This window comes from Streptococcus sp. D7B5, assembly GCF_029691405.1.
Classification (GTDB): domain Bacteria; phylum Bacillota; class Bacilli; order Lactobacillales; family Streptococcaceae; genus Streptococcus.
Map to the genome: position 1 here is coordinate 1,558,987 of NZ_CP121467.1, position 19,014 is coordinate 1,578,000.

The following is a 19,014-nucleotide window of genomic DNA, read 5'->3' on the forward strand; positions in this document are numbered from 1 at the left end:
TAGGAGAATTTGTGATAAAATAGTGGAAGGAAATCTATACATTGGAGAAAAACTGTGCCTGAAAAGCAAAAAATCAGCGTCTTGATGTCGGTCTATGTAAAGGAAAATCCGACGTTTTTAAGAGATGCTATCAAAAGTGTTCAAAACCAGACCTTGAAACCGAGCGAACTTGTTCTTGTTGAGGACGGGCCGCTCACACCCGAACTCTATCAGGTGCTAGAAGAAGTGGAAGCTCAGTCAGACATTCCAGTGAAACGGTGCCCCTTAGAGGAAAATCAAGGTTTAGGTTTGGCTCTTCGATACGGTGTTTTACAGTGTCAGTACGATATCATTGCTCGTATGGATACAGATGATATAGCGGTATCTGACCGCTTTGAAAAGCAAGTCCAACTAATGGAACAGGAAAATCTGGATCTCTTAGGTGGACATATTGCAGAATTTATTGACAATCCTGACGAGATTGTTTCTTACCGTCGTGTCCCAACTCGGCATGCAGACATTATGGCTTACCAAAGAATGAGAAGTGCCTTTAACCATATGACAGTCATGTTCAAAAAGGACATGGTCCTCAAGGCGGGCAACTATGAAGATGGCCTTTACATGGAGGATGACCTCCTTTGGCTCAATATGATTGCTGCAGGTGCCAAGACTGGAAACCTAGATCAAATCTTGTGTAAGGTTCGTGTCGGTGCAGGGATGTTTGAGCGTCGAGGTGGCTTGCGTTACCTTAAACTCTATCGTCAAGCTCGCCAACGGATGCTTGAGCGGGGGCAAATTTCTTACAGGGAATATGCTAAAAGTGTGGCCATTCAGGCAATTGTTGCACTTTGTCCAGGCTTTGTACGTCAGTTTATCTTCGTCAAACTTTTAAGAAAGAGAAAGTAAGCCCCGATAGACTGAATGATTCAGATTATCATAACAACAGTATCATCTGACTCTTTTAAGGGGGGAGTAAATTCCTATGAATAAAAAACTAACAGATTATGTGATTGATCTGGTTGAAATTTTAAATAAACAGCAAAAACAAGTGTTTTGGGGGATATTCGATATTCTGAGTATGGTGGTTTCCATCATCGTATCTTATATCTTGTTTTATGGCCTTATAAATCCTGCGCCTGTGGATTACGTCATCTACACTCTTTTAGCCTTCCTCCTCTATCAAATCATGATTGCATTTTGGGGGCTAAATGCTAGTATCAGTCGTTATAGCAAGATTACGGATTTCATGAAAATCTTTTTCGGAGTGATGCTCAGCAGTGTTCTTTCTTATGGAATCTGCTATGCCTTCCTTCCATTGTTTTCTATCCGTTTCATCGTACTCTTCATTTTGTTGAGTACCTTCCTCATCTTGCTTCCTCGTATCACTTGGCAGTTGATTTATTCTAAACGTAAAAAAGGTAGTGGAGATGGAGAACACCGTCGGACCTTCTTGATTGGTGCTGGTGATGGTGGTGCTCTCTTTATGAATAGCTACCAACACCCAACTAGTGACCTCGAGTTAGTGGGAATTTTGGATAGCGATGAAAAGAAAAAGGGACAAAAACTAGGTGGAATCCCAGTTTTGGGCTCCTATGATAATCTGCCTGAATTGGCCAAACGTCACCAAATCGAGCGAGTCATCGTAGCCATCCCTTCGCTTGACCCATCAGAGTACGAACGCATCTTGCAGATGTGTAATAAACTCGGTATCAAATGTTACAAGATGCCCAAGGTTGAGACAGTTGTTCAGGGGCTTCACCAACCAGGTAGTGGCTTCCAGAAAATTGACATCACAGACCTTTTGGGGCGTCAGGAAATTCGTCTTGACGAATCCCGTCTGGGTGCAGAGCTTACAGGCAAGACTATCTTGGTGACAGGAGCTGGTGGTTCGATTGGTTCAGAGATTTGTCGTCAGGTTAGCCGCTTCAATCCAGAGCGTATCGTCTTGCTTGGACATGGTGAAAACTCAATCTATCTTGTTTATCATGAATTGATCCGTACATTCCAAGGGATTGATTATGTTCCTGTCATTGCAGATATTCAGGACTATGATCGTCTTTTGCAGGTGTTTGAACAGTACAAACCAGCCATTGTCTACCATGCTGCTGCCCACAAGCACGTTCCGATGATGGAGCGCAATCCAAAAGAAGCCTTCAAAAACAATATCCTCGGAACCTACAATGTTGCTAAGGCTGTTGATGCAGCTAAGGTACCTAAGATGGTTATGATTTCGACTGACAAGGCGGTCAATCCACCGAATGTTATGGGGGCAACTAAGCGCGTGGCAGAATTGATTGTCACTGGCTTTAACCAACGTAGCAAATCCACCTACTGTGCAGTTCGTTTTGGGAATGTTCTCGGTAGTCGTGGTAGTGTGATTCCTGTCTTTGAACGCCAGATTGCTGAAGGCGGTCCTGTAACGGTGACAGACTTCCGTATGACACGTTACTTCATGACCATTCCAGAGGCTAGCCGTCTAGTAATCCATGCTGGTGCTTATGCCAAGGACGGAGAAGTCTTTATCCTTGACATGGGCAAACCAGTCAAGATCTATGATTTGGCTAAGAAAATGGTCCTTCTAAGCGGACATACCGAAAGCGAAATTCCAATAGTTGAAGTCGGGATTCGACCAGGGGAAAAACTCTATGAAGAACTCTTGGTTTCGACCGAATTGGTTGATAACCAAGTCATGGATAAGATTTTCGTTGGTAAGGTAAATGTCATGCCGCTAGAAGCGATTGATCAAAAGATTGAAGAGTTCCGTTCACTCAGCGGAGATGAGCTCAAAGAAGCGATTATTTCCTTTGCGAATGAGACAACTCATGCTGAGTAAGAGTGTCCAACTACCTTCATAATGAAACAACTATCGCCAGTTTTCTGAGAGAATCAGAAAGCTGGTTTTTATAAATAGAGAGTAGAGAACATCGGATCTTTCAAAGGTTTAATAAGCGCAACTATTCAAGGGAAGATGTTATGTGATCTATCAGGAGAGTGATTTCAGACAATCTAAAAACTACCTCTATTTTAAGCTGGTAACATAACTTTGCGAAATAAGTATTAAAGTCAAAAGGAGATTTTTGTATGCTGAGTGCTATTAGGAGTTTTTTCAAAGGCTATGCAAATTTTTCTGGTCGTTCCACACGTCCAGAATTTTGGTGGGTTTGGCTACTAAATATGGTGATTTTCTTGCCCGCCTACTACTCACTTTTTACTGGAGTAGAATCTGATAAAGCCATCAGGAATATTGCGGTCTTCAGTATGTGTATTATTTTGTTTATAATAGAGTTTGTTCCTCTACTAGCACTGATAGTACGTCGCTTACGAGATGTGGGTATCCATTGGGCCTATATTTTTATTGTATTTGTTCCTTTGGGTGCAATAACACTGCTCGTTATGCTCGCTATGCCAAGTCAACGATTTGGAGAAAAAGTGATAGAGAATAGTGAAACAAATAAAGAGAACACTGAAGACTCTCAGTTTGAAGAAATGGTACGAAAATATTAAGATATTTCTACTCTATTTTAAAGCGGCTGAGTCGCTTCGCTGCTTACGAGACGCTGGTTTCCACTGGGCCTTTATCTTCATTGCTTTGGTTCCTCTCGTTGGACCGATTGCTCTTATTGTCATGCTTGCTTGGCCAAGTAAGAAGGATGAAGATACAGATACTGAAGAACAGGATCAAATTACTGCTTAAGCATGGAGTTGATTCCTTCTGATAGTAACAACATATAAAAAATACTCCTCAACCTAGTTCACTAGTGTTAGGAGTATTTTTGTATGGTTAGAGCTGGCTAATGATATCATCAATGGTATGGGCAATCCAGTCAGGCTGATAGCTGAGTAAATCAGCCTCTTCTCCAAATCCCCAAGTAACAGCAAACTTTTTAATACCAGTTTCTTGGGCTCCAATCATATCAAACTTGGTATCCCCGATGATGAGGACTTGGTCCGCAGGGAGTTGATGCGTTTGCAAGGCGTAACGGATGACATCCGCCTTGTGTGGCGTTTCAGGACTAGAGCCGTAAATGCCATCAAAGAAATGATGGATTCCCAGATTTTTAGTCATATCATGAGCAGTAGGAGTATTCTTTGTTGTAGTGATGTAGAGAGGGTAGTTTTGCGAAAGCTCTTGAAGCAATTCCGTTATTCGGGGGAAGAGTTGGGCTTCGTGGATGCCTTTTTCCTTGTAGTAAGAGCGGTATATCTGGACGGCCTCCGAGATTTGTTCCTTGGGAAGGCAGGTCGCAAAGCTACTTTCAAGTGGCGGGCCCATGAAACCACGAATGGTTTTGGCATCAGGACTCGGAACTCCTAGCTCTTTAAAGGTATGGGTAAAGGCATTGTGGATCCCGATGGAACTGTCAACCAGGGTTCCGTCTAGATCAAAAAAGATTGCTGAGATAGAGGGCATAGTTTCTCCTAATAGATATAGATAAGCTTATTCTCCGAAGATTTCTTTTTGTAGGCGGCGACCAGTAGGTGTGGCGGCGAGTCCACCCTCGGCCGTTTCACGAAAGGCAGTTGGAAGACTTGATCCGACTTGGTACATGGCATCGATAACTTCATCGACAGGGATCTTAGATTCGATACCTGCCAAGGCCATATCAGCCGCGATAAAGGCAAAGCTAGCTCCCATGGCATTTCGTTTGACACAGGGAACTTCAACCAAACCAGCAACAGGGTCACAGATGAGACCTAGCATATTTTTAATGACAAAGGCGATGGCTTGGCTAGCCTGATAGGGCGTTCCACCTGCGGCCAAAGTCAAGGCTGCGGCACTCATGGCGGAGGCAGAGCCGACTTCGGCCTGACAGCCACCTTCAGCACCCGAGATAGAGGCATTGTTTGCGATAACCAATCCAAAGGCACCAGCAGCAAAGAGGAAATCTAACTGTTCTTCGTGGCTGAGGTCAAGTTTTTGGATAGCAGCAGTGAGAACGGCTGGCAGACAGCCAGCACTTCCTGCGGTTGGAGTGGCACAGACCAAGCCCATCTTCGCATTGTGTTCATTGACCGCGATGGCATTACGGGCTGCTGATAGGATGGTAAAGTCCGACAAGGCCTTGCCACTTTTGAGATGGCGGTCTAGTTTGGCCGCGTCTCCACCCGTTAGGCCACTACGGGATTTATTTTTACTGAGACCGAGCTCGACAGAGGCTTTCATGACTTCTAGATTGCGTTCCATGAGGAGGAGAACTTCTGGCCGTTCCCGACCGCTTAGTTGATATTCTGTCGCAATCATGAGTTCTGCGACATTTCCTTGGAAGTCTAGATCCGCCTGCTCGACCAATTCTTTGATAGAATAAAACATGTTTCCTCCTACTTAAAGAAATTGACATTGTGGAGATGAGGGATTTTTCGGATTTCTTCAATCGCCTCTTCGCAACTTCGACTATCGACTTCGATAATCATGATGGCTTTTTCTCCAGCTTTTTCTCGAGTCACATTCATCTGAGCGATATTGATATCAAAACGAGAGAGGGCTTCAGTAACATGGGCAATCATACCCGGAACATCCTGATGCACGATAATAATGGTTGGTGTGTTCATGTTGAGAGAGACAGCAAAGCCGTTAAGCTCCGTAACCTGGATATTTCCCCCACCGATGGAAATTCCTGTCACACTGATGGACTTGTGTTCATTCTTCACAGTAATTTTAGTGGTGTTAGGATGAGGAGCGTTGCTGTCTTTCTGAATGGTCCAGACAATCTTGATACCGCGTTTATGGGCAATCTCTAGGCTATTTGGAATGTCGGGATCGTCTGTATCCATACCTAATATACCAGCGACGAGAGCAAGGTCCGTTCCATGACCACGGTAGGTTTTGGCAAATGAGTTAAATAATTGGAATTCGACTTCTGTCGGCGTATCATCAAAGATGGAAGAGACGATTTTCCCGATGCGAACAGCTCCAGCAGTATGGCTACTTGATGGGCCAATCATAACTGGTCCGATAATGTCAAAGACAGATTGAAAACGAAGTGAGTGCATCTGTTTCCCCTTACAAAGATTCTTATATCTATTATATCAAAGAATGGACCTCTGCGCTTATTTCCCTTATCAAAAGCTTAAAATGATTAAAGATAGTATAAAATAAGGTCTTTTGTGACAAAAACCTACTTAAAACGGTAAATATAAAACATTTTTGTAATATTTCTACATAAAACCGTTAAACAACGGTAACATTTAAAAGGTATCATAGATATATCCAATGGAAGGAGAATTTTTAGATATGTCATTAACAACTAAAAAAATTAAAACAACTATCGCAGGAGTAGCAGCTTTGCTTGCTTTCTTTGCTCCATCACTTGCATCTGCCCAAGAAACTGTAACTTACACAGTTAAATCAGGTGATACTCTTTCAGAAATCGCTGAGAAGTACAACACAACTGTTGAAAAATTGGCAGCAAAAAACAACATCAAAGATATTCACCTTATCTATGTTGACCAAGTTTTGGTTATCGAAGGAACAGCTCCATCGACAGCAACTGCAACCGCTGCAGCTTCAACAACAACTTATGAAGCACCAGCAGCTGCGGAAGAAACTGCAGAAGAAGTAACTGAAACAACAACCTATGAAGCGCCAGCTACACCAGCGGTTCCAGCAGCAGAAAGCAACACTGCAGCAGCTTCTACTGTAAGTGGTTCTGAAGCAGAAGCCAAAGAATGGATCGCTCAAAAAGAATCAGGTGGTAGCTACACTGCTACAAACGGACGTTACATCGGACGTTACCAATTGACAGATTCATACTTGAACGGTGACTACTCAGCTGAAAACCAAGAACGTGTAGCAGATGCCTACGTTGCAGGACGTTATGGTTCATGGACAGCTGCCAAGAACTTCTGGCTTAACAACGGTTGGTATTAAGAACTAGCTAACAGAAAAATATGTAAAAGTCGAGGAAATCCCTCGACTTTTTTATATTTCCTTTGGTTGATGATAGGTCTCTACTTCTTTTTTGAGATGAGATAGCATGGAGGTTTCATCGGTTAGTTCCAGAAGGGAGAAACCTTTTTGGATAAGTTTAGAATCATCCGTACAAATCCCAATACGGACATAGCAGATAGCAAGCCTATCGTAGCTTTTCTTGTTCTTGGCATCTTCTAGTAAAGTATAGCATATTTGTTTACACATATTTCTATCTTGATTGTATAAGTAAATGGTGGAGAGGTTGAGTAGGATTGCCATTCGCAAGTCATATAAATGTTGATAGTTTTTATAGACTTCTAAGCGTTGCAAGATTTTTCCAGTGATGAGATGGATATGTTCTATAGGAAAGGTAAAGAGAATGGTATTGAGAATTTTTAAGTCATTCTCGTACCAAGTGTCCTGCTTTTCTATCTTCTTCCATAGCTTCTTTACAGTATTGTTAACTTCGATTGACAGTTTTTTAGTCCCATTTTGGCGAATATAGATAACAATTTCTAGCATATCTCGTATCTCTTTGATGGGGAGGTCGTGGTGAGTTTTGAGGTAGTCTTGACATTTTTGAAATAGTTTTTCGAGTTCATTAGTCCCTAGGATTGAGCTCATATTGAGATAGGTTTGCATAATTTCTGTGCGTTGACTTGGTTGATAAAGTTGACAGATATATTCAAACTCTTCAAAACTCATATTGACTTGTCGGAGAAGAAACTCCATATTCTCATATTTAGGAGTTGTTTTCCCGCTTTCGATTTTTGATAGGCTGGTTCTTGAAAGGACGCTACCACAGACATCTTCTTGGGTTAATCCTTTTGACTCACGTATTTCTTTATAAACATTTCCAAAATCGTAGCGCATGATCTCCTCCTTGTTCGTGAAAAAAGTTAACAGAAAATAGAAACTGATTAAAAATATTGTATCATAGTAGTATAAAAAGTAAAAAAGAAATCTAAAATAAATTTGTGAAAAAAGGGAATAAATTCTACGACTAAGATGATAAAGTACTAAGGAGGTACTTTTATGAAAAAAATCAGTAATTTCTGTATGTTACTCCTGCTTTTGTGTACCACTTTTTTTGTTTTTAATATAAACTACACACGAGAAGTGGTGCGGATTCGGGAAATGGGAAAGACTGTAGATTCTTTGGATTTGTATTTGAAAGATATTAATGAACCTGCAGCATCTGTTCTTCGATTTTTTGAGGATGTATCAAAGGAGTATAAAGTCTCCATCATCAAAACAGACAGTGGTGATGAGGTGGTCAAGTCTGGTGTTTTTGATAAAGATACCTTTCCCTACCAAGAGTTTGGGATTTCTTCTCTTGATTTTACCACAGATGGTGAGGGAGTTTACAGTAATAAAGAAATTTCCAATAAACTTGGTACGATTCCGACTTTTCTAAAAGCCAAGCCTATTCAGCTTATGACTTTTCAAACCTATATCAAGGATACATCTCGTAGTTTAAATGGTCGCTATACGATAACTTCTACACAAGAGATGGACAAGGATAGGATTGTACAGAAATGGAGCGATTTTTTCAAGATAGACCAGGCTACCTTGCTAGAGCCGACCTATAAAAGTGCAGTGGAAGTCATAAATCGAGATTTGCTTTTATCTGCCATTGTTTTTGTCTTGGCTATTTTACTTCTTGTGTTAGTGACAGTGTATCAACCGATGATGGATATGAAAAGAGTTGGGGTACAAAAATTACTGGGTTTTCAAGATCGGGCTGTTTTAGCTGATGTTGTGAAAGGCAACCTCTACCTCCTCCTAGGTGGGGCGCTTGTGATCAATCTAGGAGTATGTTTCTTGCTTGATTACAAGCCAAAAGATTTGTTCCCAATGTTATGGTTGTCGCATTTTTTGCTTTTGCAACTTTATCTCTTTATCAGTTGGTTGACTTACCTCTTAATTCAAAAAATGACAATCAGCTCTTTGCTGAAAGGTTTTTCATCTTTCAAATTTAGTCTACTCTTTAATTATTTGATGAAAATTGGAACTACTATTTTACTGACAGTCTTGCTAGTTGGGGTAGGAAAAAGTTTGGAGCAAGAAAACAAAGAGTTGGATTACCAGAAACAGTGGATCAGTCAAGGAAATTATCTGACCTTGGAAACTTTTCAACTCAATGATAATCTGTGGCAAGAGCAGTTGGCAGGCTCAGGGCAAGCAGTGGATTATTTCTATCGATTTTATCTGGATTTGGTAGAAAAAACGCAGGCGGGCTATGTGCAAAGTAGCAGTCTTCCTGTAAAAAATTTTGTCAAATCAGAACAGATTCAGCAATATCAGTTAACAGATACGGTGGATGTTTACTATGCTAATCGCAATTTTCTAAAGAGCAAGGAATTCAAGTTACCCGATACCGGCACTAAAAAAGTTATTTTGATGCCAGCAAGTACGAAAGGTGAAGAAGATAAAAATCAGCTCTTGGGGAAATTAATTGCCTATCTTTCTATGAAGTATGAAGAGCAGCAAAAACGAACGATAGAGGAGATGGATATCGAGATTGCTTACTATGAAGGTGATTGGTCATTCTTCCCTTATAACGAGAAGCGAAAGGAAAATCTCTACAATCCAATTATTAGCTTGGTCAATGATTCTGATATGATGTGGGATGAAAAAGCTTCCCTGTCAACAACAGGTTTAAATAATCCCATTAAAATCGAAAATACAGCTCAACATCAAAAAGAGGTGACAGCGTTAGTTGAGAAATTATCAGATGGGAATTATTTAAAATTTTCATCTATTCAAGCCATTCAACAAGAGAAAGTAGATTCTTATCGAGATGCTGTTCGGAATTTCAACATACTCTTTGCTTTGGTTGGTCTTCTTAGTATGATGATTTCCTACTTCTTACTAGTAACAACTTTCTTATTGAAGCGAACAGATATCATCACCAAGAAGTTCATGGGTTGGAAATTGATAGATCGGTATCGTTCTTTCTTGAGGATTCTATTGTTGGTATATAGCTTCCCTTTTGTAGTCCTGCTATTCTTTACACAGGCACTGTTCCCGCTCTTGCTTTTCGCAGGATTTACAGGCTTAGATATTCTGTTTGTACTTTTCTTGGGCTCTAAGATGGAAAAACGAAATGTAGTGCAGTTATTGAAAGGGGATCACTTATGATAAAGTTGGAAAATGTTACGAAAACCATTGGGAAAAAAGTTATTTTGGAGAACTTATCTCTAAAAATTAACCAAGGAGATTTAGTTGCCATTGTTGGAAAAAGTGGCAGTGGCAAGTCAACCTTGTTAAATCTCTTGGGTTTGATAGATGGCGATTACAGTGGACATTATGAAATTTTCGGTCAGCAAAATGTACCTGTCAATTCTGTTAAGTCGCAAGCGATTATCCGCGAACATATCTCTTATCTGTTTCAAAACTTTGCTCTGATTGATAATGAAACGGTAGAGTATAATCTCATGCTCGCTCTAAAGTATGTAAAATTATCCAAGAAGGACAAAGGCAAAAAGATAGAAGAAATTTTAGAGAGAGTGGGATTGTCATCAACCCTACATCAGAAGGTTTCAGAGTTATCTGGAGGGGAACAGCAACGAATCGCAGTTGCTAGAGCCATTTTAAAACCGAGTCAGCTCCTGTTAGCAGATGAACCAACCGGCTCTCTAGACCCTGAAAATCGAGATTTGGTTTTAAACTTTCTCTTAGATATGAACAAGGAAGGGAAAACGGTCATTATCGTTACCCACGATGCCTATGTAGCTCAACAATGCCATCGAGTTATTGAATTGTGAAAGAGAATGTGGCGAGTTCATTGATCTCTTCATCTTACCTGTAATTGGGTAATTGTATTTTTAAAAACTCAAATAGTATAAATAAGCTTATTATATGTAAAAATATATCATATAATAAGCTTTTTCTTGATTTTAATGAAATAAAATACAGTTTTTTCTTGACAAACGAAAATGAGAGGAGTATTATTTATACAACAATAAAGTATAAAAATAAAAGGAGGCTCTTCTATGAATAAAGTGAAGAAGGTGTTGATGACGATGTTTGGTTTGCTTATGTTTCCCTTATTATTTGCTTGTAGTAACGCTCAATCCCAAGGTGTTGAAGCCATTAAGGCTAAAGGAAAATTGGTGGTGGCCCTAAATCCAGAGTTTGCTCCATTTGAATATCAGAAATTGGTCGATGGGAAAAATCAGATTGTAGGTTCAGATGTTGAGCTAGCCAAAGCCATCGCAAAGGAACTAGGTGTAGAAGTGGAGTTCTCTCCAATGAGTTTTGACAATGTACTGGCTAGTCTTGATTCAGGCAAGGCCGATCTTGCCATATCAGGTGTTTCTAAAACGGAGGAGAGAAGTCAAGTTTACGATTTTTCAATTCCCTACTACACTTCGAAAAATAAGGTTATCGTAAGAAAATCTGAATTAACGAATTACCAATCAGTCAAGGATTTGGCTCAGAAAAAGGTTGGAGCGCAGAAAGGCTCTATCCAGGAAACTCTGGCCAAAGAAACCTTGCAGAATGCTTCTCTCGTTTCACTTCCTAAAAATGGAAATTTGATAACAGATTTGAAATCAGGGCAACTGGATGCAGTTATCTTTGAGGAACCAGTGGCGAAAGGCTTTGTAGAGAATAATCCAGACCTAGCCATCGCTGAGTTTGATTTTGACAATGACAAAGAAGATTCCTACGCTGTTGCGATGAAAAAAGACAGTAAAGAATTAAAAGAGGCGGTTGACAAAACCATCCAGAAGTTGAAGGATTCTGGGGAGTTGGACAAATTGATTGACGATGCTTTTAAAGCCTCTATCGAAAAATAGAAAGAAGGATGAGAAATGAGTAAGGAAAAAGTTATTTTAGCCTATTCAGGTGGATTGGATACATCAGTTGCTATTACATGGTTAAAAAAAGACTATGATGTGATCGCTGTTTGTATGGATGTGGGTGAAGGAAAAGATTTGGAGTTCATCCACGATAAAGCTCTCAAGGTTGGGGCTGTAGAGTCTTATGTCATTGATGTTAAGGAAGAATTTGCTAATGACTATGTTTTAGTGGCCCTTCAGGCTCATGTCTACTACGAACAGAAGTATCCCTTGGTATCTGCTCTGAGTCGCCCTCTTATTTCAAAAAAACTCGTTGAAATAGCTCATCAGACGGGGGCAACCACAATTGCCCATGGTTGTACAGGCAAGGGAAACGACCAAGTTCGGTTTGAAGTCTCTATTGCGGCTTTGGATCCCAATTTAAAAGTAGTTGCGCCTGTTCGTGAGTGGAAATGGTCTCGTGAAGAAGAAATCCAATATGCCAAAGAAAACGGCGTCCCAGTTCCTGCTGACCTTGACAATCCTTACTCTGTCGATCAAAATCTTTGGGGACGCGCAAATGAATGTGGTGTCTTGGAAAATCCTTGGAACCAAGCACCAGAAGAAGCATTTGGAATCACATCTTCGCCAGAAGAGGCGCCAGACAGTCCAGAATTTATAGACATTGAGTTTAGCTGCGGGGTGCCCATCTCCCTCAATGGTGAGAAGATGAAAGTGGCGACTTTGATTCAAAAGCTCAATGAAATTGCGGGCAAACACGGTGTTGGTCGTATTGACCATGTGGAAAATCGCCTAGTCGGTATTAAGTCAAGAGAGATTTATGAGTGCCCAGGTGCTGTGACTTTATTGGCAGCTCATAAGGAGATTGAGGACTTGACTCTTGTGAGAGAAGTGGCTCATTTCAAACCTATTATCGAAAATGAGTTGTCCAATCTCATCTATAATGCCCTGTGGTTTAGCCCAGCAACTCAGGCTTTGATTGCCTATATCAAGGAGACACAGAAGGTCGTCAATGGAACTGCAAAAGTTAAACTTTATAAGGGGAACGCCCAGGTAGTGGCTCGGAAATCACCAAATTCTCTTTACGATGAAAATTTGGCGACTTATACCAGTGCGGATACCTTTGACCAAGATGCGGCTGTTGGATTTATCAAGCTTTGGGGGCTTCCGACTAAGGTTTATTCAGAAGTTCAGAAAAATGTTGAGTAGTGACGCGATAGAAAGGGACGACAGGATATGCCGAAAAATACAAAATTATGGGGTGGTCGATTTGAAGGCACTGTGGAAGATTGGGTAGAACAGTTCGGTGCGAGTATTTCTTTTGACCACCAGCTGGCAAAATTTGATTTGATGGGTTCCCTAGCTCATGTTCAAATGCTAGGACAGACTGGCATTTTAAGCTTGGAAGAGGCAGAGCAGATCCAAGATGGTCTGCAAGCTTTGTTGCGAGATTTAGAGGCAGGAGAGCTTCATTTTGATATTGCAAATGAAGATATTCATATGAATATGGAAGTGTTGCTGACAGAGAAAATTGGTCCTCTGGCTGGGAAACTACACACGGCTCGTTCTCGGAATGACCAAGTCGCAACGGATATGCACTTATATCTAAAGGAGCAGCTTGGCCATGTCTTGGATAAGTTGGCGAATCTGAACAGTGTTTTGCTGGATTTGGCTGAAAAACATGTGGAAACCATCATGCCAGGTTATACTCATTTGCAACATGCCCAACCGATTAGTTTTGCCCATCATCTCATGGCTTATTATAATATGTTCCAAAGGGATAGCGAGCGCTTTGCATTTAACTTGAAACATACGGACCTATCTCCACTGGGTGCGGCTGCCTTAGCGGGGACAACTTTTCCAATCGATCGTCAATTATCGAGTGATTTATTGGGTTTCCAACAACCCTATACCAATTCCTTGGACGCAGTGAGTGACCGTGATTTTATCTTAGAATTTCTGTCAAATGCCAGCATTTTGATGATGCATATGAGTCGTTTTTGTGAGGAAATCATCAATTGGTGCAGTTTTGAGTATCAGTACATTAGCTTGTCTGATAGCTTTTCAACGGGTTCATCTATCATGCCCCAGAAGAAAAATCCTGATATGGCGGAATTGATTCGAGGGAAGACAGGCCGAGTTTACGGGAACTTGCTTGGGCTATTGACCGTCATGAAGTCTTTGCCTCTGGCTTACAATAAGGATTTGCAAGAGGACAAGGAAGGCATGTTTGATACAGTAGAAACGATTTTAAATTCTCTGGATGTGTTGGCAGGTATGCTATCGAGCATGCAGGTTAATAAGGCCAAAATGCAGCAATCCACAGAGAATGATTTTTCGAATGCGACCGAACTGGCAGATTATTTGGCTGAAAAAGGACTCCCTTTTAGAGAAGCGCATGAAATTGTAGGGAAATTGGTTCTAGACTCTATCAAGCATGGTAAAAACATCCAAGATTGGGATTTGGAGGAGTTGCAAGCCTACCATCCCTTGATTGAAGAGGATATTTATATCTACTTGCGTCCAGAAACCGCTGTTCGGAGACGGAATTCCTTAGGAGGAACCGGCTTTGAGCAAGTGAAATACCAGATAGAACAAGCGAAGAAAGAACTTAAAGGGGAAAATTGATTCGTTTGCAAAGGAAGAAAGAGAGGTTGAGATGATTTATCAGCCTCTTTCTTGTCTTCTCCAACCAAGCGTGTTATAATGAATACTGCTCAAGCGACCTTCAATCGTTAAAGCACACACGACCTTCAATCGTGAATAAACGAATAGATGGGAGACTTACCATGAGTGATAACTCTAAAACACGTGTTGTTGTGGGGATGAGTGGTGGTGTTGATTCGTCGGTGACGGCTCTCTTGCTCAAGGAGCAGGGCTACGATGTGATCGGTATCTTCATGAAGAACTGGGATGACACAGACGAAAACGGCGTCTGTACGGCGACCGAAGATTACAAGGATGTGGCTGCAGTGGCAGACCAGATTGGCATTCCTTACTACTCTGTCAATTTTGAAAAAGAGTACTGGGACCGCGTTTTTGAGTATTTCCTAGCGGAATACCGTGCAGGGCGCACGCCAAATCCAGACGTTATGTGTAACAAGGAAATCAAGTTCAAGGCCTTTTTGGATTATGCTATGACCTTGGGTGCAGACTATGTAGCGACTGGGCATTATGCTCGAGTGGCGCGTGATGAGGATGGCATCGTTCACATGCTTCGTGGCGTGGACAATGGCAAGGATCAGACCTATTTCCTCAGTCAACTTTCGCAAGAACAACTCCAAAAAACCATGTTCCCACTGGGACATTTGGAAAAGCCTGAAGTTCGCAGACTCGCAGAAGAAGCAGGACTTGCGACTGCTAAGAAGAAAGACTCGACAGGGATTTGCTTTATCGGAGAAAAGAACTTTAAAAACTTTCTCAGCAACTATCTGCCAGCTCAGCCTGGTCGCATGATGACTGTGGATGGTCGCGATATGGGTGAGCATGCCGGCCTTATGTACTATACGATTGGTCAGCGTGGCGGACTCGGTATCGGTGGCCAACACGGTGGTGACAATGCCCCTTGGTTCGTTGTCGGAAAAGATCTAAGCAAGAATATCCTCTATGTCGGCCAAGGTTTTTACCATGATTCGCTTATGTCAACCAGCCTAGAAGCCAGTCAAGTTCATTTTACTCGTGAGATGCCAGAGGAATTTACGCTAGAATGTACGGCTAAATTCCGCTACCGTCAGCCTGATTCTAAGGTGACAGTACATGTCAAAGGAGATAAGGCAGAGGTCATCTTTGCGGAACCGCAACGCGCCATCACACCAGGACAGGCAGTTGTCTTTTACGATGGCGATGAGTGTCTCGGTGGCGGTTTGATTGATAATGCTTATCGAGATGGACAGGTTTGTCAGTACATTTAAGATTTTCTAAGAGGAAAGAGAATGTTTCAGTTTTTTAAGAAAAAAACGGCTAAAAAAGAGCAAACAATGAGCCTCTCTGACTATAAGAAAGAGTATTTGAGAGAGAAAACGACAGAGTCAATTGAAGCCTTGTTCAAGGAATTGAAACAAGCTAAAGTCTGGGTCCCCTTCAATCCGAATCTTCTGGATGAGAGTGATGAACAAGAAGGGGTACGACTAAAACCGGATATTCTGCGAAAGGGAGACGACTACTTCTATCCTTGTTTCTTAACTGAACAAGATATTCCCAGGGACTATTATGACCGTTTTTCCTGGTTGCAATTACCTCTTACGGACTGTTTATCTGTTGCGGAAGAGATAGGGGAGTTTCCGGTGAGAGGGATTGTTCTGGATGCCTTCTCTGACCCAGTCGAGATTGACAAAGGAGCTTTTGAAGCGATTCGCCAATTATAGTACATTTAGATTGACAAATTTTCTCAATTTGCTACAATAATAAAAGCAATAGAAATGATGGTCAAAGCTCATGGATGTTGCAGGCTTTTTTGTCCTGCACTTCTTTGGAGTTTTGACTGTTTTTGTGTCGTTTAAGGGAAAGGACAAAAATGACTCAACAAGACTTTCGGACAACAGTGGGAGACACGGTCTTTGGTGTTCGGGCGGCAGCCTTGATTCTCCAAAATGGCAAGCTCCTAGTTACTAAAGACAAGGGTAAATATTACACTATCGGCGGTGCGATTCAAGTCAATGAAAGCACGGAAGACGCGGTAGTCCGTGAAGTGAAGGAAGAACTAGGTGTCAAAGCTCAAGCTGGGCAGCTAGCTTTCGTGGTTGAAAATCGTTTTGAACAGGACGGTGTTTCCTATCACAACATCGAGTTTCATTACCTGGTGAATTTGCTTGAAGAAGCTCCATTGACCATGCAGGAAGATGTGAAAAGGCAACCTTGTGAGTGGATTGATTTGGATCAGCTCCAGAATATCCAGCTAGTTCCAGCCTTTTTAAAAACAGCCCTACCAGAATGGAACGGCCAACTAAAACACATTCATCTTGAGGAATAGGAGAGAAAATGATGGTTAAGCTTATTGCCCATGTACTTGTTCATAGTGGTGGTGATTATTTGCTCATTCAGCGTTCGGAAATTAAAAGAGGAGAACCCAACGTTTATCCAACTTACTGGGATATTCCTGGTGGCGGGGTTGAAAAGGGTGAACTTCCGCGAGATGGTGCTCTTAGAGAATGCATTGAAGAAGCGGGAGTTAGGCTAGATAGCAGTTCGCTCAAACTTCTTCACGAAGATAGTCAACTGGATACCTCTAAGGATACGGTTTTTACTCGCTTAGTTTATAAAGCAGAGTGGATTGGGGAGAAGCCAATTATCAGATTAGATCCTGAAGAGCATACACACTTTAAATGGGTTACTATGGATCAAGCTCTAGAGGAGGAGAAGTTAGTTCCTTATTTGCGAGAAATTTTTGAAAGGTTAAGAAATGACTTATAATTTTACGGAAGAATACGATATTATTGTAATCGGTGCGGGGCACGCTGGGGTGGAGGCATCTCTAGCTGCTAGCCGTATGGGCTGCAAGGTATTGCTTGCGACCATCAACATTGAAATGCTGGCTTTCATGCCTTGTAATCCTTCTATCGGTGGCTCTGCCAAGGGGATTGTCGTGCGTGAAGTGGATGCCCTTGGTGGTGAAATGGCTAAAACCATTGACAAGACCTACATCCAGATGAAGATGCTCAACACTGGGAAAGGTCCAGCTGTCCGTGCCCTTCGTGCGCAGGCTGACAAGGAGCTTTACTCTAAGGAGATGCGCAAGACAGTTGAAAATCAAGAAAATCTCACCCTTCGTCAAACCATGATTGATGAAATTTTGGTGGAAGATGGCAAGGTTGTCGGTGTGCGTACAGCTACCCATCAAGAGTATGGAGCAAAAGCGGTTATTGTAACCACAGGAACAGCCCTCCGTGGGGAAATCATCATCGGAGACCTCAAGTACTCATCAGGTCCTAATCACAGTCTTGCTTCTATTAACCTAGCTGATAATCTCAAGGAATTGGGCCTCGAAATCGGTCGTTTCAAGACAGGAACCCCTCCACGTGTCAAGGCTTCCTCTATCAACTACGATGTGACAGAGATTCAGCCAGGAGATGAAGCACCAAATCACTTCTCATATACTTCACGTGATGAGGACTATGTCAAGGATCAAGTGCCATGCTGGTTGACCTATACCAATGGTACCAGTCATGAAATTATCCAAAATAACCTCCATCGTGCGCCTATGTTTACAGGTGTGGTCAAGGGAGTGGGACCTCGTTACTGTCCGTCAATTGAGGACAAGATTGTGCGCTTTGCGGACAAGGAACGCCACCAACTTTTCCTTGAGCCAGAAGGGCGCAATACAGAGGAAGTTTATGTTCAAGGTCTATCAACCAGTCTGCCAGAGGATGTACAGCGTGACTTGGTTCATTCTATCAAAGGTCTGGAAAATGCAGAGATGATGCGAACAGGTTATGCCATTGAGTACGACATGGTCTTGCCACACCAGTTGCGTGCGACTTTGGAAACCAAGAAAATCTCAGGACTCTTTACTGCTGGTCAGACAAATGGAACGTCAGGTTACGAAGAAGCTGCTGGCCAAGGGATTATCGCTGGTATCAATGCGGCTCTAAAAATCCAAGGCAAGCCTGAATTGATTTTGAAGCGCAGTGACGGCTATATCGGGGTCATGATTGACGACTTGGTGACCAAGGGAACTATTGAACCCTATCGTCTCTTGACCAGTCGTGCTGAATACCGTCTCATCCTCCGTCATGACAATGCTGATATGCGTTTGACTGAGATGGGTCGTGAGATTGGTCTCGTTGATGATGAACGCTGGGCCCGTTTTGAGATTAAGAAAAATCAATTTGACAATGAGATGAAACGCCTAGACAGCATCAAACTCAAGCCAGTCAAGGAAACGAACGCTAAGGTTGAAGCGATGGGATTCAAGCCGCTGACAGATGCAGTGACAGCCAAGGAATTCCTTCGCCGTCCAGAAGTCTCTTACCAAGATGTGGTGGCCTTTATCGGACCAGCTGCAGAGGACTTGGATGACAAGGTCATTGAATTGATTGAAACAGAGATCAAGTACGAGGGTTATATTTCCAAAGCCATGGATCAGGTTGCCAAGATGAAACGCATGGAAGAAAAACGCATTCCAGCCAATATCGACTGGGATGACATTGACTCGATCGCAACAGAAGCCCGTCAGAAGTTCAAACTCATCAATCCAGAAACCATCGGCCAAGCCAGCCGTATTTCGGGAGTAAATCCAGCAGATATTTCTATTTTGATGGTCTATCTTGAAGGTAAAAATCGTAGTATTTCTAAGAATCAAGAAAAGAAAGCATAGAGAAA

General features: G+C 42.0%; 19 protein-coding genes. 15 read left to right on the forward strand and 4 right to left on the reverse strand.

Annotation, left to right across the window (positions count from 1 at the left end):
• The first annotated feature begins 54 nt into the window (after positions 1-54).
• From P8P68_RS07575 to P8P68_RS07590, 4 genes are all read left to right on the forward strand, one after another.
• Positions 55-885, forward strand: a complete 831-nt coding sequence (locus tag P8P68_RS07575) for a glycosyltransferase (protein ID WP_001114309.1) — start codon at positions 55-57, stop codon at positions 883-885.
• Between the two features lie 76 nt (positions 886-961).
• The gene (locus P8P68_RS07580) at positions 962-2,812 is read left to right on the forward strand and encodes a nucleoside-diphosphate sugar epimerase/dehydratase (protein ID WP_278275852.1); all 1,851 of its coding nucleotides are present in this window, start codon (positions 962-964) and stop codon (positions 2,810-2,812) included.
• A 248-nt stretch (positions 2,813-3,060) separates the two neighbouring features.
• Positions 3,061-3,483, forward strand: a complete 423-nt coding sequence (locus P8P68_RS07585; protein WP_000947294.1) for a DUF805 domain-containing protein — start codon at positions 3,061-3,063, stop codon at positions 3,481-3,483.
• Positions 3,458-3,673: a hypothetical protein gene (locus P8P68_RS07590; protein WP_000759535.1), complete on the forward strand. Its 216-nt coding sequence runs from the start codon at positions 3,458-3,460 to the stop codon at positions 3,671-3,673. The genes P8P68_RS07585 and P8P68_RS07590 overlap by 26 nt, the downstream gene beginning before the upstream one ends.
• Before the next feature lie 87 nt (positions 3,674-3,760).
• Here the strand turns inward: P8P68_RS07590 and P8P68_RS07595 are convergent, their stop codons facing one another.
• Genes P8P68_RS07595 through sdaAB form a run of 3 tightly spaced genes read right to left on the reverse strand, consistent with a single transcriptional unit; the run spans position 3,761 to position 5,970 of the window.
• Entirely contained in the window at positions 3,761-4,390 is a 630-nt protein-coding gene (locus P8P68_RS07595; RefSeq protein ID WP_278275853.1) for an HAD-IA family hydrolase, read from the reverse strand.
• 27 nt (positions 4,391-4,417) lie between these two features.
• Positions 4,418-5,290 carry an L-serine ammonia-lyase, iron-sulfur-dependent, subunit alpha gene (gene sdaAA / locus P8P68_RS07600; RefSeq protein ID WP_049490500.1) on the reverse strand — a complete coding sequence of 291 codons (873 nt, stop codon included), beginning with the start codon at positions 5,288-5,290 and terminating at the stop codon, positions 4,418-4,420.
• A gap of 8 nt (positions 5,291-5,298) precedes the next feature.
• Positions 5,299-5,970 carry an L-serine ammonia-lyase, iron-sulfur-dependent subunit beta gene (sdaAB, locus tag P8P68_RS07605; RefSeq protein ID WP_000555868.1) on the reverse strand — a complete coding sequence of 224 codons (672 nt, stop codon included), beginning with the start codon at positions 5,968-5,970 and terminating at the stop codon, positions 5,299-5,301.
• A 241-nt stretch (positions 5,971-6,211) separates the two neighbouring features.
• Here sdaAB and P8P68_RS07610 point away from each other — a divergent pair, with 241 nt between their 5' ends.
• Positions 6,212-6,847, forward strand: coding sequence for a LysM domain-containing protein (locus P8P68_RS07610; RefSeq protein WP_070695958.1), 636 nt, complete (start codon positions 6,212-6,214; stop codon positions 6,845-6,847).
• A 51-nt stretch (positions 6,848-6,898) separates the two neighbouring features.
• Here the strand turns inward: P8P68_RS07610 and P8P68_RS07615 are convergent, their stop codons facing one another.
• Positions 6,899-7,762, reverse strand: a complete 864-nt coding sequence (locus P8P68_RS07615; RefSeq protein WP_001268185.1) for a helix-turn-helix transcriptional regulator — start codon at positions 7,760-7,762, stop codon at positions 6,899-6,901.
• Positions 7,763-7,924: 162 nt separating this feature from the next.
• Between P8P68_RS07615 and P8P68_RS07620 the strand changes: the two genes are divergently transcribed.
• From P8P68_RS07620 to mnmG, 10 genes are all read left to right on the forward strand, one after another.
• Complete coding sequence (locus P8P68_RS07620) at positions 7,925-10,033, forward strand: bacteriocin-associated integral membrane family protein (protein ID WP_000724248.1); 2,109 nt, start codon at positions 7,925-7,927, stop codon at positions 10,031-10,033.
• A complete protein-coding gene (locus P8P68_RS07625; protein WP_000593110.1) occupies positions 10,030-10,659 on the forward strand; it encodes an ABC transporter ATP-binding protein in 630 nt (209 codons plus the stop codon). The genes P8P68_RS07620 and P8P68_RS07625 overlap by 4 nt, the downstream gene beginning before the upstream one ends.
• 228 nt (positions 10,660-10,887) lie before the next feature.
• A complete protein-coding gene (locus P8P68_RS07630) occupies positions 10,888-11,694 on the forward strand; it encodes an ABC transporter substrate-binding protein (protein WP_001045245.1) in 807 nt (268 codons plus the stop codon).
• Between the two features lie 15 nt (positions 11,695-11,709).
• On the forward strand, positions 11,710-12,906 hold the full coding sequence (locus P8P68_RS07635; RefSeq protein WP_278275854.1) for an argininosuccinate synthase: 1,197 nt from the start codon (positions 11,710-11,712) through the stop codon (positions 12,904-12,906).
• A 27-nt stretch (positions 12,907-12,933) separates the two neighbouring features.
• Positions 12,934-14,325 (forward strand): argininosuccinate lyase, encoded by a 1,392-nt coding sequence (gene argH, locus P8P68_RS07640; protein WP_001125690.1) that lies wholly within the window; start codon positions 12,934-12,936, stop codon positions 14,323-14,325.
• A gap of 161 nt (positions 14,326-14,486) precedes the next feature.
• Positions 14,487-15,608 carry a tRNA 2-thiouridine(34) synthase MnmA gene (gene mnmA / locus P8P68_RS07645; protein WP_007520866.1) on the forward strand — a complete coding sequence of 374 codons (1,122 nt, stop codon included), beginning with the start codon at positions 14,487-14,489 and terminating at the stop codon, positions 15,606-15,608.
• Between the two features lie 21 nt (positions 15,609-15,629).
• A complete protein-coding gene (locus tag P8P68_RS07650; RefSeq protein ID WP_000485110.1) occupies positions 15,630-16,061 on the forward strand; it encodes an SseB family protein in 432 nt (143 codons plus the stop codon).
• A 149-nt stretch (positions 16,062-16,210) separates the two neighbouring features.
• A complete protein-coding gene (locus P8P68_RS07655) occupies positions 16,211-16,666 on the forward strand; it encodes an NUDIX hydrolase (protein ID WP_000193660.1) in 456 nt (151 codons plus the stop codon).
• An 8-nt stretch (positions 16,667-16,674) separates the two neighbouring features.
• Positions 16,675-17,106 carry an NUDIX hydrolase gene (locus P8P68_RS07660; RefSeq protein ID WP_000989470.1) on the forward strand — a complete coding sequence of 144 codons (432 nt, stop codon included), beginning with the start codon at positions 16,675-16,677 and terminating at the stop codon, positions 17,104-17,106.
• Positions 17,096-19,009 carry a tRNA uridine-5-carboxymethylaminomethyl(34) synthesis enzyme MnmG gene (gene mnmG, locus P8P68_RS07665; RefSeq protein WP_000221917.1) on the forward strand — a complete coding sequence of 638 codons (1,914 nt, stop codon included), beginning with the start codon at positions 17,096-17,098 and terminating at the stop codon, positions 19,007-19,009. The genes P8P68_RS07660 and mnmG overlap by 11 nt, the downstream gene beginning before the upstream one ends.
• The last annotated feature ends 5 nt before the right edge of the window (positions 19,010-19,014 follow it).